General features: G+C 26.5%; 23 protein-coding genes. 5 read left to right on the top strand and 18 right to left on the bottom strand.

Going from position 1 to position 14,738, the window contains the following annotated elements; all coding sequences use genetic code 11:
- Positions 1 to 588, bottom strand: a 588-nt coding sequence (ung, locus tag ACH2BO_RS02995; RefSeq protein WP_395043275.1) for a uracil-DNA glycosylase, incomplete at its 3' end; no start/stop codon positions are given.
- A 104-nt stretch (positions 589 to 692) separates the two neighbouring features.
- Here ung and ACH2BO_RS03000 point away from each other — a divergent pair.
- Positions 693 to 2,861: a DNA mismatch repair protein MutS gene (locus ACH2BO_RS03000; RefSeq protein WP_395043276.1), complete on the top strand. Its 2,169-nt coding sequence runs from the start codon at positions 693 to 695 to the stop codon at positions 2,859 to 2,861.
- Between the two features lie 5 nt (positions 2,862 to 2,866).
- A complete protein-coding gene (locus tag ACH2BO_RS03005; RefSeq protein WP_395043277.1) occupies positions 2,867 to 3,277 on the top strand; it encodes a thiol-disulfide oxidoreductase DCC family protein in 411 nt (136 codons plus the stop codon).
- A 120-nt stretch (positions 3,278 to 3,397) separates the two neighbouring features.
- On the opposite strand, the gene ACH2BO_RS03010 is transcribed toward ACH2BO_RS03005, so the two are convergent.
- Together ACH2BO_RS03010 and ACH2BO_RS03015 are read right to left on the bottom strand one after the other, a co-directional pair.
- On the bottom strand, positions 3,398 to 4,090 hold the full coding sequence (locus ACH2BO_RS03010) for an SIMPL domain-containing protein (protein WP_395043278.1): 693 nt from the start codon (positions 4,088 to 4,090) through the stop codon (positions 3,398 to 3,400).
- A gap of 46 nt (positions 4,091 to 4,136) precedes the next feature.
- Positions 4,137 to 4,763, bottom strand: a complete 627-nt coding sequence (locus ACH2BO_RS03015; protein WP_395043312.1) for a rhomboid family intramembrane serine protease — start codon at positions 4,761 to 4,763, stop codon at positions 4,137 to 4,139.
- Positions 4,764 to 4,868: 105 nt separating this feature from the next.
- On the opposite strand from ACH2BO_RS03015, the gene ACH2BO_RS03020 reads away from it, so the two are divergent.
- Positions 4,869 to 5,744 (top strand): lysophospholipid acyltransferase family protein, encoded by an 876-nt coding sequence (locus tag ACH2BO_RS03020; protein ID WP_395043279.1) that lies wholly within the window; start codon positions 4,869 to 4,871, stop codon positions 5,742 to 5,744.
- Here ACH2BO_RS03020 and ACH2BO_RS03025 read toward each other — a convergent pair.
- From ACH2BO_RS03025 to ACH2BO_RS03090, 14 genes are all read right to left on the bottom strand, one after another.
- Positions 5,741 to 5,923, bottom strand: coding sequence for a CAL67264 family membrane protein (locus tag ACH2BO_RS03025; RefSeq protein WP_395043280.1), 183 nt, complete (start codon positions 5,921 to 5,923; stop codon positions 5,741 to 5,743). The genes ACH2BO_RS03020 and ACH2BO_RS03025 overlap by 4 nt on opposite strands.
- Before the next feature lie 428 nt (positions 5,924 to 6,351).
- On the bottom strand, positions 6,352 to 6,564 hold the full coding sequence (locus tag ACH2BO_RS03030) for a hypothetical protein (RefSeq protein ID WP_395043281.1): 213 nt from the start codon (positions 6,562 to 6,564) through the stop codon (positions 6,352 to 6,354).
- 261 nt (positions 6,565 to 6,825) lie between these two features.
- Positions 6,826 to 7,023, bottom strand: coding sequence for a hypothetical protein (locus ACH2BO_RS03035; protein ID WP_395043282.1), 198 nt, complete (start codon positions 7,021 to 7,023; stop codon positions 6,826 to 6,828).
- A gap of 222 nt (positions 7,024 to 7,245) precedes the next feature.
- Positions 7,246 to 7,659, bottom strand: a complete 414-nt coding sequence (locus tag ACH2BO_RS03040; protein WP_395043283.1) for a low affinity iron permease family protein — start codon at positions 7,657 to 7,659, stop codon at positions 7,246 to 7,248.
- A 401-nt stretch (positions 7,660 to 8,060) separates the two neighbouring features.
- Positions 8,061 to 8,474, bottom strand: a complete 414-nt coding sequence (locus tag ACH2BO_RS03045) for an OsmC family peroxiredoxin (RefSeq protein ID WP_395043284.1) — start codon at positions 8,472 to 8,474, stop codon at positions 8,061 to 8,063.
- Between the two features lie 18 nt (positions 8,475 to 8,492).
- The gene (locus tag ACH2BO_RS03050) at positions 8,493 to 8,966 is read right to left on the bottom strand and encodes a Dps family protein (protein ID WP_395043285.1); all 474 of its coding nucleotides are present in this window, start codon (positions 8,964 to 8,966) and stop codon (positions 8,493 to 8,495) included.
- 10 nt (positions 8,967 to 8,976) lie between these two features.
- On the bottom strand, positions 8,977 to 9,249 hold the full coding sequence (locus ACH2BO_RS03055; protein WP_395043286.1) for a DUF892 family protein: 273 nt from the start codon (positions 9,247 to 9,249) through the stop codon (positions 8,977 to 8,979).
- Positions 9,250 to 9,269: 20 nt separating this feature from the next.
- On the bottom strand, positions 9,270 to 9,515 hold the full coding sequence (locus tag ACH2BO_RS03060; protein ID WP_395043287.1) for a BON domain-containing protein: 246 nt from the start codon (positions 9,513 to 9,515) through the stop codon (positions 9,270 to 9,272).
- Between the two features lie 141 nt (positions 9,516 to 9,656).
- Positions 9,657 to 10,151 carry a response regulator gene (locus tag ACH2BO_RS03065; RefSeq protein WP_395043288.1) on the bottom strand — a complete coding sequence of 165 codons (495 nt, stop codon included), beginning with the start codon at positions 10,149 to 10,151 and terminating at the stop codon, positions 9,657 to 9,659.
- A gap of 11 nt (positions 10,152 to 10,162) precedes the next feature.
- Entirely contained in the window at positions 10,163 to 10,312 is a 150-nt protein-coding gene (locus ACH2BO_RS03070; protein ID WP_395043289.1) for a hypothetical protein, read from the bottom strand.
- A 205-nt stretch (positions 10,313 to 10,517) separates the two neighbouring features.
- Positions 10,518 to 11,180 (bottom strand): tRNA (5-methylaminomethyl-2-thiouridine)(34)-methyltransferase MnmD, encoded by a 663-nt coding sequence (gene mnmD / locus ACH2BO_RS03075; protein WP_395043290.1) that lies wholly within the window; start codon positions 11,178 to 11,180, stop codon positions 10,518 to 10,520.
- A 2-nt stretch (positions 11,181 to 11,182) separates the two neighbouring features.
- A complete protein-coding gene (locus ACH2BO_RS03080; protein WP_395043291.1) occupies positions 11,183 to 11,629 on the bottom strand; it encodes a hypothetical protein in 447 nt (148 codons plus the stop codon).
- Complete coding sequence (locus ACH2BO_RS03085) at positions 11,629 to 12,135, bottom strand: DUF4920 domain-containing protein (RefSeq protein ID WP_395043292.1); 507 nt, start codon at positions 12,133 to 12,135, stop codon at positions 11,629 to 11,631. The genes ACH2BO_RS03080 and ACH2BO_RS03085 overlap by 1 nt, the downstream gene beginning before the upstream one ends.
- A 9-nt stretch (positions 12,136 to 12,144) precedes the next feature.
- The gene (locus ACH2BO_RS03090; RefSeq protein WP_395043293.1) at positions 12,145 to 12,636 is read right to left on the bottom strand and encodes a DUF4920 domain-containing protein; all 492 of its coding nucleotides are present in this window, start codon (positions 12,634 to 12,636) and stop codon (positions 12,145 to 12,147) included.
- A 285-nt stretch (positions 12,637 to 12,921) separates the two neighbouring features.
- Between ACH2BO_RS03090 and ACH2BO_RS03095 the strand changes: the two genes are divergently transcribed.
- On the top strand, positions 12,922 to 13,989 hold the full coding sequence (locus ACH2BO_RS03095) for a branched-chain amino acid aminotransferase (RefSeq protein WP_395043294.1): 1,068 nt from the start codon (positions 12,922 to 12,924) through the stop codon (positions 13,987 to 13,989).
- Between the two features lie 57 nt (positions 13,990 to 14,046).
- On the opposite strand, the gene ACH2BO_RS03100 is transcribed toward ACH2BO_RS03095, so the two are convergent.
- Positions 14,047 to 14,430 (bottom strand): hypothetical protein, encoded by a 384-nt coding sequence (locus tag ACH2BO_RS03100; protein ID WP_395043295.1) that lies wholly within the window; start codon positions 14,428 to 14,430, stop codon positions 14,047 to 14,049.
- A gap of 104 nt (positions 14,431 to 14,534) precedes the next feature.
- On the opposite strand from ACH2BO_RS03100, the gene ACH2BO_RS03105 reads away from it, so the two are divergent.
- Positions 14,535 to 14,723: a hypothetical protein gene (locus tag ACH2BO_RS03105; RefSeq protein ID WP_395043296.1), complete on the top strand. Its 189-nt coding sequence runs from the start codon at positions 14,535 to 14,537 to the stop codon at positions 14,721 to 14,723.
- The last annotated feature ends 15 nt before the right edge of the window (positions 14,724 to 14,738 follow it).

Below are 14,738 nucleotides of genomic sequence, written 5' to 3' on the forward strand. Positions count from 1 at the left end.
TTTATGAACACCAGCAAATGATGGATGACCACATTGCAAAACTAAATGCTTAGAATTGTCAATTAATAAAGCTTTTTTTTGAGCAAAGTTACCCCAAAGCATAAAAACAACATTTTGTTTATCATTAGATATTTTCTTAATCACAGCATCTGTAAAAAGATTCCATTTTAAATGTTTATGACTATTTGGTAGGTCTTTTCTAACTGTCAAACTAGAATTCAATAATAAAATTCCTTGTTTAGACCAACGTTCTAAATTTCCTGACGATGGAAAAAATACAGAGTCAAATTGTGAATTAATTTCTGAAAAAATATTTTTCAATGAAGGTGGAATTTTAATGGTATCGTTTACAGAAAAACACAAACCATTGGCTTCTCCATCGCCATGATAAGGATCTTGACCAATAATTACTACTTTCAAATCATCAAAAGAACATTTATCAAAAGCATTAAAAATCAGTTCTTTTGGAGGAAAACAAACTTGATTTTGATATTCTTCATCAACCATTTGCATCAAATGATGAAAATAAGTTTTTTGAATTTCTTGTTTTAAAAGTAAATCCCAATCTGAATTTAAATTGATTTGCATAAAAATAATTTAAATACAAAGTTCGCAAAGTTTTTTATAAAGTACCTATAGAAATATAGATTTTGACTTTGAAACTTTGTAACTTTGATTTTTTATAAAAAACAATGATTACAATTACAGACAAAACATTAAAAGACTTAGAATTCAATACCATTTTGCAAACCATTTCTGCCATTTGCAATACTGAAATTGGTAAACAAAAAGCATTAGAAATAATCCCAATTAGTGATAAATCGATTTTGATGAATAGCTTGTTTCAAACATCTGAATATTTATCATCGTTTAGTAATAATAATGCAATTCCAAATCACGGTTTTGAAAACATTGCAACTGATATAAAAATGCTTGGCATTGAAGATAGTTTTCTAGAAGTTTCAAGCTTTAGAAAAATGGCTACTTTGTCGGAAACGGTTAATGTATTATTGCTATTTCTTAAAAAATTCAACGAATATTATCCAAAGCTAAACGAAAAAGCAATTCAAGTTGAGTATACCAAATTCATAATTCAAAAAATTGACGAAGTAGTAGATAAATATGGAGTTATAAAAGACAATGCGTCGCCTGATTTAATCAATATTCGTAGAGATATGAGTGTTGTTCGTGGCAAAGTAAATCAAAGTTTTGGCATTGCAATGAGTCAATATAATTCCTTGGGATATTTAGATGATATCAAAGAAAGTTTTGTTGAAAATCGTAGAGTTTTAGCAGTTTTAGCAATGTATAGAAAAAAAGTAAAAGGTTCAATTTTGGGCAATTCCAAAACTGGAAGTATTGCTTATATTGAACCCGAAACAACATTACAATATTCAAGAGAATTAAACAATTTAGAATATGAAGAACGTGAAGAAATTATTAGAATTTTAAAACAATTGTCTAATGATATTCGTCCTTTTTTGGAATTACTAAAACAATATCAAGAATTTTTGAGCGATATAGATGTAATTGCTGCAAAAGCAAAATATGCCAATAAAATTAATGGTTTATTGCCAAAAATAATTGAAGAAAAGAGGTTGTATTTTCGTGATTGCTACCATCCTATTCTATTTTTAAATAATTCAGAAAAAAACGAGAAAACCTATCCTCAAACTATTGAACTTAATGAAAAAAACAGGATAATTGTAATTTCTGGTCCAAATGCTGGCGGAAAAACAATTTCTCTAAAAACAGTTGGATTGTTACAATTGATGTTGCAAAGTGGTATGCTAATTCCAGTTCATGAACGAAGCGAAACCTTTTTATTTGACAGAATTCTTACCGATATTGGCGACAATCAATCTATTGAAAATCATTTAAGTACATACAGTTACCGACTCAAAAACATGAACTACTTTTTGAAAAAATGTAATTCTAAAACTTTATTTTTAATTGATGAGTTTGGAACTGGTTCTGATCCTGAACTTGGCGGTGCTTTGGCAGAAACTTTTCTAGAAGAATTTTATCATAGAGATGCATTTGGGATTATTACAACTCATTATTCTAATTTAAAAATCCTTGCTAATGAATTGCCATTTGCATCAAATGCCAATATGCTATTTGACGAAAAATCATTAGAACCAATGTATAAATTGATACTTGGTCAAGCAGGAAGTTCGTTTACCTTTGAAGTAGCACAAAAAAATGGTATTCCTTATGGATTAATAAATCGTGCAAAAAAGAAAATTGAAGGCGGAAAAATACGTTTTGACAAAACCATAGCAACGCTACAAAAAGAGCGTTCAAAGATGGAAAAAACTTCTTTAAATTTAAAAGAAGAAGAAAGCAAAGCTCGTGATGAAGGAAAAAAAATGGAAGCCATTAATATAAAAATAAAAGATAAACTAGAGCGTTATCAAGAATTGTATGATGCCAACCAAAGGTTAATCTATATCGGACAAAAAATTGATGATATATCTGAAACCTATTTCAATAATAAAGACAAAAAAACATTGCTTGGTGAGTTTTTAAAAATGGTTGAAATTGAAAACAGCAAACGAAAAAAAATATCTGCTAAAGAAAAAATTGCAAAAGAAGTCATAAAAAAACAAGTTGAAAAAGAAGTTATTGTTAAGGTTGAAGAAATTCGCGTTGAAAAGAAAGAAAAGAAACTAAAAGCTTCTATCATACCTATAAAACCTAAAGTAGTATTAAAAATCGGTGATAGAGTTAGAATGTTTGACGGAAAAGCAATTGGAACATTAGATAAAATTGAAAAAAATAAAGCAGTAGTAAACTATGGTGTTTTTACATCCAAAGTGAGTTTAGAAGTTTTAGAATTTGTTGAACCTTTAAAGTAAAACTAATGGAAGGATTACCAAAAGATAAAAAAATTATACTTTTTGACGGTGTTTGCAACCTTTGTGATTCGTCTGTTCAATTTATTATTAAACATGATAGTCAAGATGTTTTTAGATTTGTTGCATTACAGTCTGATTTAGGACAACAAATTATAAATCATATTGGCATAAAAAACAACACAATTGATAGTATTTTATTATATGAACCAGGTATTGCCTATTATTATAAAGGAGAAGCGATATTAAGAATTATTTCCTCATTAAAAAGTTGGCACAAATATTTCAAATACATTAAGTTTACTGGAATTTTTTCGAGTTTTATATATGATTATATTGCTAAAAATCGCTATAAATGGTATGGAAAAAAAGAAAGTTGCATGATTCCAACACCTGAATTGAAAGCTAAATTTTTATAACAATCACTACCAATTTAGCATCCTTTTTTTTGCCTTAAATCAACTTTAAAAAAAATATAAATAAAAAAACCGTCTCAAAATTAATTGAAACGGTAATTTTTTTATATCAATTTAGCAATTTTATTCTAACATAAAACTTACAGAAACATTTGTAACAACTTGAATTTCACCAACAGCAAGAGTTTCTTGTGGTGCTTCAGACGAGGCATCTTGTGCCATTGCCATATTCTTATACATTGGTTGTGGCTGAAAATAATTTGTTGGATTATCAGTAATTAATAATGCTTTTCCAACCTTTTGATTTAAAACTGAAACATAATCTTCTGCTTTCTTTTTAGCATCTCTCATTGCTGCTTTTCTAGCTTCTGATTTATGTTCTTCAATTTTTGATGATTTAAATTCTATATCACTAATATTATTTATTCCGTTATCAACTAAACCCATCATTAGTGCATCATATTTAGAAACATCTTTCAGTAAAATAGAAATATTTTGTGATGCTTGATAGTTATATTTCTTTTTATCATAATCATAATTTCTATTTAAAGTAACGTTTGTAGTTTGAAAATCAGATAATGGAATTCCAAATTTCTTTATATACTTAACAACTTTATCTACTTTTTCATCATTAAGTTTTTTTACTTCTTGAGCATCTTTACCAAGATTTTCAACGCCAAAGTTTATTTCAACCTGGTCTGGTTTTACTTTAATTTTTCCTTCGCCAGTTACAGATACTTGCGGAATTTGCTTTTGTTCTTGTGCTTGTGACATTGTTGCAAATAATGTTAATGTTATTAATACTAATTTTTTCATAATACAATAATTTAATTTTAATTTATAATTTCAAAAGTTGTGCCAGTTATATTTTTCCTTGTTTAGCCATTACAAATAATATTACAATTGGAATTGCTAATATCAAAACGGTCATTAAATTATTAGAAAATAAAGTTGGTTGCTCTAGCAAAGTAATAGCATATCCTCCAATTGCTCCGCCAAAATGAGCCGTGTGACCAATATTGTCATTTTTAGTTTTCATTCCATAAATAGAATATAGTAAATATATTATTCCAAATAAATATCCAGGAATAAATCCATAAATCATTATTCTAGATTCTAATAATATTGCCGAATAAACAATTCCGGTAACAGCTCCAGATGCTCCAACTGCTCGATAACTATAATCATCTTTATGAAAAATCATAGTTAATAAACTTCCAAAGATTAAGCTGGCAAGATAAATTAATAGAAATGGTAAGTTTCCAAGATTTTCATATACATATGGAGCGAAAAAATATAATGTTAACATATTAAAAGCCAAATGCGGAATATCTGCATGTAAAAAAGCCGATGAAACCATCCTGATTTGTTCTCCAGAACGAATACTACCAACATGAAATTCAAATTTTCTAAAAAAAGAAATGTCATCAAAACCTTTTAAACTAAAAATAATATTGGCCGCAATGATACCAATTAGAAAAATATTCATATCCATAAAAAAATAATTTTAGTAAAAATAAGAATTGTTCTAAGCATTTGTTAAACAAAATCAATAAAATTACTTTAAAATGTATATTTGCATAAAAAAATAAGAATGCAATTTCTATTATTTATACTTTTATATCCTATTCTTTGGTTCATTTCTATACTTCCTTTTAGGATTTTATACCTTCTTTCAGACGGGATTTACATTCTAGTTTATACTATTTTGGGTTACAGAAAAAAAACTGTTAGAGCAAATATTGCATTGGCATTGCCGCATTTATCAATAAAAGAAAGAATTGTTATTGAAAAAAAATTCTATTCTCATTTGTGTGATATGTTTTTAGAAATGATAAAAACTATGTCGCTAACTCAAAAACAAATTGATGAAAGGTTTAAATTTTCAAATCTTGATGTTTATTTAGATTTAGAAAAAAAAGGAAAAAGTATAGCATTAGTTTGTGCACATTATGCTAGTTATGAATGGGTTTTATCAATGAATAATTATATCACTTTTAAAGGATATGGAATTTATAAAAAAATTGCAAATGATTATTTTGATAAATTAGTTCGTGATATTCGTTCTAAATTTAAAGCTTATTTAATTACAACCAAAGAAACCAAATCAACAATAGAAGAAAATGCAAAAAATGGAGTTCTTGCAGTATATGGATTTGCAAGTGATCAAACACCGAGATTGTCTAAAAATTTAAATTGGCATCACTTTATGGGAATTGAAACTCCGATTCATGTTGGTGCAGAATCTTTAGCAAAAAGATACAACTTGAATGTGATTTTCTTGAGAACAAAAAAGCTAAAACGTGGTTATTATGAAGCTAGTTTTGAAGTGATGACAGAAGATATAAATTCTATTGAAGATTATAAATTATCTGAAGCATTTATGGCAAAAGTTGAACAACAAATATATGATCAACCAGAATATTATTTATGGACACACAAACGATGGAAACACAAAAAGAAAAATTAAACCCTACCTTTTAGTGAACTAAAAACCCATGCATTAGCCAAAAAACCAACTCCAGTTGCACCAAAACCCCAACCTGCAGTCTCGTCATATCTAAAAGCAGCAAGTGCAATTAGTATTAAACCCATTATTATCATAATAAATGTAGCCCAGCCAAAAACGGTATTTTTATTCATTCCCATACTATTTCTAATTAATTATTTTGTGATATACAAATATCGCAAATATAGATCAATAAAAAACATTTTATTTATTTTAACCTAATCGACTGAATTATAAATACCATAGAACCAAATAAATAAATAATTACATCCTTCAAATCATTTTCTTTTAGCAAAAACATCTCCAAATTTTCATGAAAATAAAGATGTTCAACACAATTGATATAATAATCAATAGTTTCTGAAAAAATGAAAAAACTTGCTCTAACACAAATTATAAAATAAAGAAAACCAAAAAACAACCAATTATAGGTTTGAAATAATTTGAGTTGAAAATTCATATTATTGATGCTCTAAGAACTACAATTGCCAGAGTTATTATAAGGTGCAATTGTATTTAATAATGTTCAAATTGTTAGTCCAAAAATTGTTAAAAATAAAAAAAGGAGTTAACAAACTCCTTTTAAATTAAAACAATAACTAAACTCAGTTAAACAAATTTTCAAATCGGGTTTATTGGAAGTAAAATAAAGCAACCATTTGCCTAATAATTCAATTTCATAATCAGTTAGGTTCTTTATTCCTTTTCTCAATTCTTTTTTGAAAAGATTTGGATCAAAACTTACGTTTTCTAACGTAGCTTTTGTGTAATCGTAGATCATTCTCGGCATAATAAATTAAGATTTAGGGTTATCTTATTGTAGAACGTTTAGTAAAATTAAAACTAAATCTTAAAACAGCAATACAATCAATCGTTTAAATACATATTAAATCGATTAAATACATTATTTAATATTTATTATAAGACAAAACTTATAATAACACAAGAATTAAAGTTTTTAATATATCTATAAAACATTTATAAATTAAAAAACCCTAAGTATAGAAACTAAAAAAAGGAACCGTTTAAGTTCCTTTTAGTTTTATTTGTTGAAAATCAGTAAACATTGTCTTAATTCTGGTTTTTCACTTGTGAAAGTAAGCAACCATTCTTTTAGTTGATCAATTTCATAAGGCAATAGCATTTTTACAGCTTTCTCTAATTCTTTAAAAAAAAGTTTAGAGTCGAAACTCACTCTTTCTAAGACAGACTTAGTGTAGTCATAAATTAATCTAGACATAAAATCAGTTAATTTGGTTAGACTTAATAGGACATTCAAAAGAACTTAATAAAATATTATTTTATTACATCAAAAATAAAAAAATATTAAATACAAAAGTTAAATTATAAGTTAATTTTGTTGATTGCATTTATATAATTAACAAATTCCTTGAAAACATTGAATTTTGTATTTTTTATTTATATGATTATAGCTACATTTAAATTTAATAAAAAAAAATACTTATTTATTATCTTTTTCAGAAATTTCAACTTCATTTTCTTCTTCAACACTTTCTATCATTTCAATATATTCTTCATGAAGTTTAGTAATCTCTCTTTCTGTTTTATCACTTGTATCCATAACAGCATTATTTGCCGTTTCATGAGATGAAATAAGCTCATTCATTTTTAAATGTATTAATGCTGTATGTCTATTAAATGATTTTTGAATAATAAATAAACTCAAAAAAGTAATTCCAAAAATAATATCTCCAATGTTTTGATGTGCATCATTAGATGTAAAAAGGTTTGTAGACCACCAATATAGTACCATACAAAATGCAATTAAAAATGTAATTGAGTTTCCTAATATTTGGGTTACAAATAGTGTTAATCGTTCAAATAATCGTTCAATATTAAAATAAGTGTTTTTCATAATTGTATGAATATAAATTTAAAAAAGATTGCCAATAAAGTTTCTTTAAAATTTGGTTTAAACTATTTCACCAAGCTTATATGATAATGCTTTCTTACGGCAATTCAAATATTCTATGCGATTTAGCTTTACAAAAGTTAACTTAACTTTAAGGCAATCTATTATCTATAATAGATCAATATTATTTGTTAGTACCATAATTTAATATGGTGAACTGGTTCTTCTCTTGACTAAATAATATTGATTATTATTTTGTTGGTATTATTATTAACACCTTTTTTTCTTGTATTAATACCTTTTTTTCTTGAAGTAAATTTCTATAAATATTGATAATGATTTGTTATAAAATTTTTAAAAATAGTTATATAATTTACATCTTGCTTTTAAGCTACAGTTTTATTTTATATCAAATGAACCTCAGATGTTATTGTAATACTTAATGCTTTAGATATTATACAATTTTTTTCTGCATCTTTAGTTATTGTTGCAAATTCCTCAGAAGTAATTTCGGGAACTTGACCAGTAATTGATAAATGAATACCAGTTATGATCGATCCTTCCATTGATATTTTTGCATCTGTATCTAAGTTAGTTGCTGTAAATCCTTTTTGATTTAACATTGAGCTAACTGCCATAGTAAAACAACCTGCATGAGCTGCTGCAAGTAATTCTTCAGGATTTGTTCCAACTTCTCCTTCATCAAACCTAGTTTTAAAACTATAATTTGTAGTTTCTAATATGCCACTTTGTGTTGACAGATTTCCTTTACCTTCTTTTAAATTTCCAGACCAATGTGCTTTTGCTGTTCTAATCATGATTGCTTTTTTTATTTGTTAACTTAAATATCTTCTTAATATCCAGGCAAATGTTTCATGCTGTTGTAAAATTCCTGTAAGTAAATCGGCTGTTCCTGCATCATGATTTGTATCTGTGCAAATGTCAATATCTTTTCGCAATTCACAAATTAAGGTTTCATGGTCTGAAAGTAATTCTGCCATCATACCATTTTGATTTGGATATTTATTTGGATTTTCTTTTAGCCGAGAATTATCGCTAAACTCTTTCATTGTGCCAATAGTTTTTGCACCAAGTTTGTTTATTCGTTCTGCAACTTCGTCTATTACTTGTTCTAAATCTGTGTATTGTACTTCAAATAATTTATGTAATTCCATAAAACTTTGTCCAGCAACATTCCAATGAAACTTTCTAGTCTTTATATATAAAGTCATTTCGTCAGATAATACAACTGTCAATAATTTTGTACTGTTTTGCAAATTGGCTTCTGTGATTCCTATTTTTGGTATCATGCTTTTTTATTTAATTATTTATTTTATAATTTATTGATTCGAAAAAATCTTCTAATCTTAATAAATGTTCTTGAGTAAATATTAAATGAGTTGTTAATGCTTCAATTATTTCTTGATTATTCTCATTTTTAATCTTGGTTGGCAAAGTTGCATTTAAACTTTTTTCTTCATTGTAAATTCTAACTAACTCATCTAAATATACATTGCAATTAGTATTAGATTTACTTTTTTCAATTTTAGAATTGATATGTAGTTTTCTAAAGTTATGGGTTTCATTTTTCATTTCTAAATTGTTATATTTTTTTATATCAGTGAATTATAAAATCTTTTATTTGTAGTTTCATTATATATAGAAAGTTGATTGCTTACTGATTTAACGCCATAAGCATTCCATGCAATATTTTCAATTTGATCTTTTTCTTCATTAGAGTAAACTATACCTTTAAGTGTAACATTGTTTCCAATAACACTAACATTAACAGTATTAACATTAAGATTAAAATCTATATTGTTTTCTATTATTTCTTGAACAATCTTATTTTCTTCCATCTATAAAACTTTATTAAGTATTACATTCTTAAGCACAAATTTATATGGGAAACCTTTAATAAATATTACATAACTTTATTAATAAGTTGCAACATTTATAACTTATATAATCAACTTTATAAAAAAAAACATCTAATCCAATCAATGAAATATTTGCATAGCAACAAAAACGAAAACGCCTATTAGAAAACATAAAAAAAGCACATAAAACAAAAACTGTGTTACTGTATAATTTAATTGCAAATAATTGGATGAATAAGATATAATTGAAAAAATTTTAGAATCTAATTTTTTTTCAGTTACTGTGTCTTTTACAATAAAATCGGTAGCTCCATTTTTATAAGACTCTATTTTTGCACCAATATCATCATGATTGGATAAAATTATAACTTTAGTATTAGGATTTATGGTCTTAATAAATTTTAATATTTTGTTGCCTTTTTCTCCAAAATAATCATAATCTAAAACTACAATTGTTGTGTTTTTATCAATTTTTTCTAATGCTTTTACTGAATCAGAAAAAGTAAAAATATTGAATATTGTTCCAAATCTAGTAGCAAGAAACTGATGAAGTTTTAATGCCGATTCTGGATTATCTTCTACAATAAATAAATTTTGTGTTTGGTTAGTTGTCATATATTTATAAATTAAAATGAATCATTATCTCCAAACTCGTTTAAATCTTTTTTAAGTCCTTGTTTAGAAAATTTTGATTTTGTTTTAGAGTTTGATGCATCAGTTTTTTTCTTTGCATCACTTTTTTTGGGCATAATAATATGTTTTTTCTTGGTTTGCATAAGTTTGCCTATTATAAATAGAAATAAATTTATTTTTATATTCAGATTATAAAGGTCTGTTTTAAAGAACTAATAGAGTTATAAAACTTTTGAAGAAAGTTATAAAATTCACATATAAAAAAGTCAATCTAGATTAAAATTCTAGATTATATGAAGGATGAAAATAAAAAATTGTTTGTTTAATAATTAGCTAATATTGCCAAATTTATTTTTTTGTAGCTCTAAGCATTTCTCTTTTTCCTGGTGCTCCAGGAAGTTTTTCTACAGTAAATTCGCATTCTAGCATTGCTTTTTTTATTGAAGAACGACAAGCATAAGTAACAATAACTCCATTTAATTTTAGAGCAGTATGCATTTTTTTAAAAATCTCAATCGACCACAATTCAGGTTGAACTCTAAATCCAAAAGCATCGAAATATATTAAATCAAAAGTATCAACATCTGAAATATCTTGAAATAATTGTTGTCTTTTGGTTAATAAAAAATCATTAGAAATTGTATGTTTTTCGTTCCAACTGCATTGATGAAATTTTGTAAAGACTTCATTTTCATTGGTTGCATTTAATTCGTTTACATAGTTCATCTGCAAAGCTTCATCCAACAAAACTGGGTAAGCTTCTACTCCAACATAATCTATTTTTTGATTTTCTTTTTTAGCTTCTATAAAAGTGATAAAAGCATTTAATCCAGTACCAAAACCAATTTCTAAAATTGAAACTGGTTTATTATCAAATAACGAAAGTCCATTTTTAAAAAAAACATGATATGCTTCTTGAATTGCTCCATGTTTAGAATGATAACTTTCATTCCAATCGGGTAAATGTATGGTTGTAGAACCATCATTTGTAGTAAGAATTTCTCGTTTCAAGGTTATTGAATATACAATTTTTTAATCTTTGAAATTGGTCCGCCACACTTTACTTCATGGCATTTTATACAAGCATCAATACCATTATTAAAATGCTCTTTTGCATTTTTTGGATCTTGATAAATCATTTCTTGAGCTTTTATGAAAATGGCAGCTTGTTCTTTAAAAAACACATCGTTTTCAGATTCATCTGTCATTACAGCTTTATGAATTTGCATGAAATGATTTGGAAATTCACCTATAGTTTCTCCTTTTTTAATGCGCTCTTTCAATCTTTGGTTGTCAACATACATTTGTTCCATCAAAGCAGACATTTCAGACATTTGATACATTTCAAACTTCTTTTCTTTACCAGTAGTTTCTTTTTTTTCGCAATCCTCTTTTTTTTCTTCTTTTTTTTGACAAGAAATGATACTTATTGCAATTAAAAACAGGATTGTTTTTTTCATTATTTTTTTATTAAAACGCCATCGGCCATGAAAGAATATGTAGTTTTTGGTTTTTTGATTTTATTAATTTCTTCTTGAGTTTTTCCACCATCTTTAGCATAATGTTTTAATTCTGAAACACTAACAATATTTACAAAGGCAATTCCGTTTATAATCGCATCTGAATTGTCAGCATTTAATGGAACAAAAAAAGAATAATCTTTAAATTTTACAAAAGATTGTTTATCGTCTGATAAATTCATTTGCATCCAACATCCTTTTTTCTTGCATACTTCTTTAATTTTAGATTTGAATTGCACTTTTATTGAATCACCATTTTTTAAAGATTTATATTTCTTTAACATTTGATTTTCGTTTAAAACATTTTTAACAGCAAATTTATTTCCAAACGAAGCATAATCGTCAGTATTTATTGCTACAGTTTTAGATTTTTTTAAAATTTCTTGTGCATTTGAATTATATCCAAAAAGCAATATCATTACAATAATTAGTGTATTTTTTTTCATTTTTAATTTTTATTTTTTTATTAGAACTCCATCAGCTTCAAATGAATAGGTTGTTTCTGGAGCAATTATACTATCAATTGCTGCTTGTGATTTTCCTGCATCTTTAGCATAATGTTTCAATTCATCAATACTTTCAATGCTTACAAAAGCTTTTCCATTAATAATTGCATCACTTTTTGCAGCATTTAAAGGTACAAAAAAAGCATAATCTTTAAATTTCACAAAAGCAGATTCTCCGTTTGACAATTCTAAATTCATCCAACAACCTTTCTTTTGGCATACATCTACAATTTTAGATGCAACTTTTATATTGATGGTATCACCTTCGTTTAATGTTTTATATTTATCCAATAATTGCTCTTTTGAAATTGCATTATCATCAGTAATAACAGCACCAAATTTAGAATAAGCAATTTGCTTTTCATCTGATTTAACCTCTTTATTTTTTTTGCAACTCACTAAAGATAAAATTACAAAAACACTATAAATTATTTTTTTCATTTCAAAATGTAAATTTAATATTCAACAAAAATAATCAGATATTGAAAACTAAACACTAAAAACTAGCTTTTTTTTTTAAATAAAACCTATTTTATTAAGTAATATCTAGAATGAATGATAAAAAGATTTATTAAAACAATTAATTAAAATTTGTTTAATGAAATATTCAAAAAAATAGTATTTTAGCAAAAAATTTATGACAAATTGATGAATTATTTTTATTTGTTTATAACATATTAAAAATCAATAGTTTACTTAAATTTTTATTAATCAAATACAACCTAAATGAGTTTGAAAAATACTCTCGAAATCGATATAGTAAGAGCAACTTCGTCTAAAATTGAAAGTATCGATTTTGAAAATCTTGCTTTTGGAAATGTTTTTACAGACCACATGCTACTTTGCGATTTTAAAGATGGCTCATGGCAAAAACCAATAATAAAACCATACGCACCATTCATGATTGATCCTTCGGCAAAAGTTTTTCATTATGGTCAAGCAATTTTTGAAGGAATGAAAGCTTACAAGGATGAAAATAATGCCGTTTGGTTATTTCGTCCTGATGAAAATTTTAGTCGATTTAATAAATCTGCAATTAGAATGGCAATGCCAGAAGTTCCAGAAGAAATTTTTATTGATGGTTTAAAAACGATTTTAGATATTGAAAGAAATTGGGTAAAAAAAGGTGTTGGAAACACACTATATATTAGACCATTTATGATTGCAATTGGTTCTGGAGTTATTGCTCAACCATCAAGTCAATATAGATTTATGATAATACTTTCGCCTGCAAGATCTTATTATTCGGGAGAAGTAAAAGTAATTATTGCAGAACATTATAGTCGTGCTGCCAATGGTGGAATTGGTGCTGCAAAAGCTGCAGGAAACTATTCGGCTCAATTTTATCCAACTAAACTAGCTAATGAGCAAGGTTATCAACAAATTATTTGGACAGACGATGCAACTCACACCAAGCTTGAAGAAGCTGGAACTATGAATGTTTTTTTTAGAATAAACGACACATTATATACTGCGCCAACCAGCGAAAGAATTCTTGATGGAGTTACTCGAAAGAGTTTAATTGATTTGGCAAAACGTGATGGAATAAATGTTGAAGTTCGATCTGTTCTTGTTGAAGAATTAATAAATGCAGCCAAAAATGGAACTTTAAAAGAAATTTTCGGTGCAGGAACTGCAGCAGTTGTAAGTCCAATTGTAGCTTTTTCTTACCAAGGAACAGAATATCAATTGCCCAAAATTGAAAACTCATTTGCAATTCAGTTAAAAGAAAAATTAACAAAAATACAATATAAACTCTCCGAAGACACATTTGGTTGGACAGTTGAAGTTTAATAATAATTAAAAAGAGCAATTTTCTGAAAGAGATTGCTCTTTTTTATTCTAATTATTTTACTTCAAAATTTCTTCAAAATTAGGTTTAAAATAATTTGGTCCTTTCATTACTTTACCGTCTTCTCTATAAATTGGTTTTCCATCTTCGCCAAGTTTACTCATATTACTGCGCTGAATTTCGTTAAAAACAGCTTCGATTTTATCTTGCAATCCATGTTCAATTATTGTTCCACAAAGAATATAAAGCATATCGCCAAGAGCATCGGCAATTTCAACAATATCATTGTTTTGTACTGCTTCTAGATATTCTTCGTTTTCTTCTTTCATCAAATTATAGCGAAGCATGTTTTTATGCTCACCCAAATCTGCTTTCATAGTTTCACTATATCCCAATAAGTATGCGGTGTGAAACTCTTTTACTGCATTAAGTTTATTTTGCATTTTTTAATTTATTTTAGATTCTAAAAATATAAAGTTTTGCAACAACTTTTCAAATCATTAATCAAAAACAATTAACTATTTTTGTTGAAAAATAAATTAGAGCTATGTTTAGTAAAGGACAATGGATTTTTGCTGCTTTTTTTCTTGTATCATTTATAATTGCAATTGTTTATGCTTATAAAGGTGATAAAGATTTACATAAGAAATTTTACAAAGGAAGCTATTGGGTTTTAATTGGTTTTATACTTTTTATTTTACTTCTTTTTTTAATAAAAATTTTCTTTAAACATTAGAATTCAGTTCTATTT

The organism is Flavobacterium sp. (assembly GCF_043773265.1).
Classification (GTDB): Bacteria; Bacteroidota; Bacteroidia; order Flavobacteriales; family Flavobacteriaceae; genus Flavobacterium.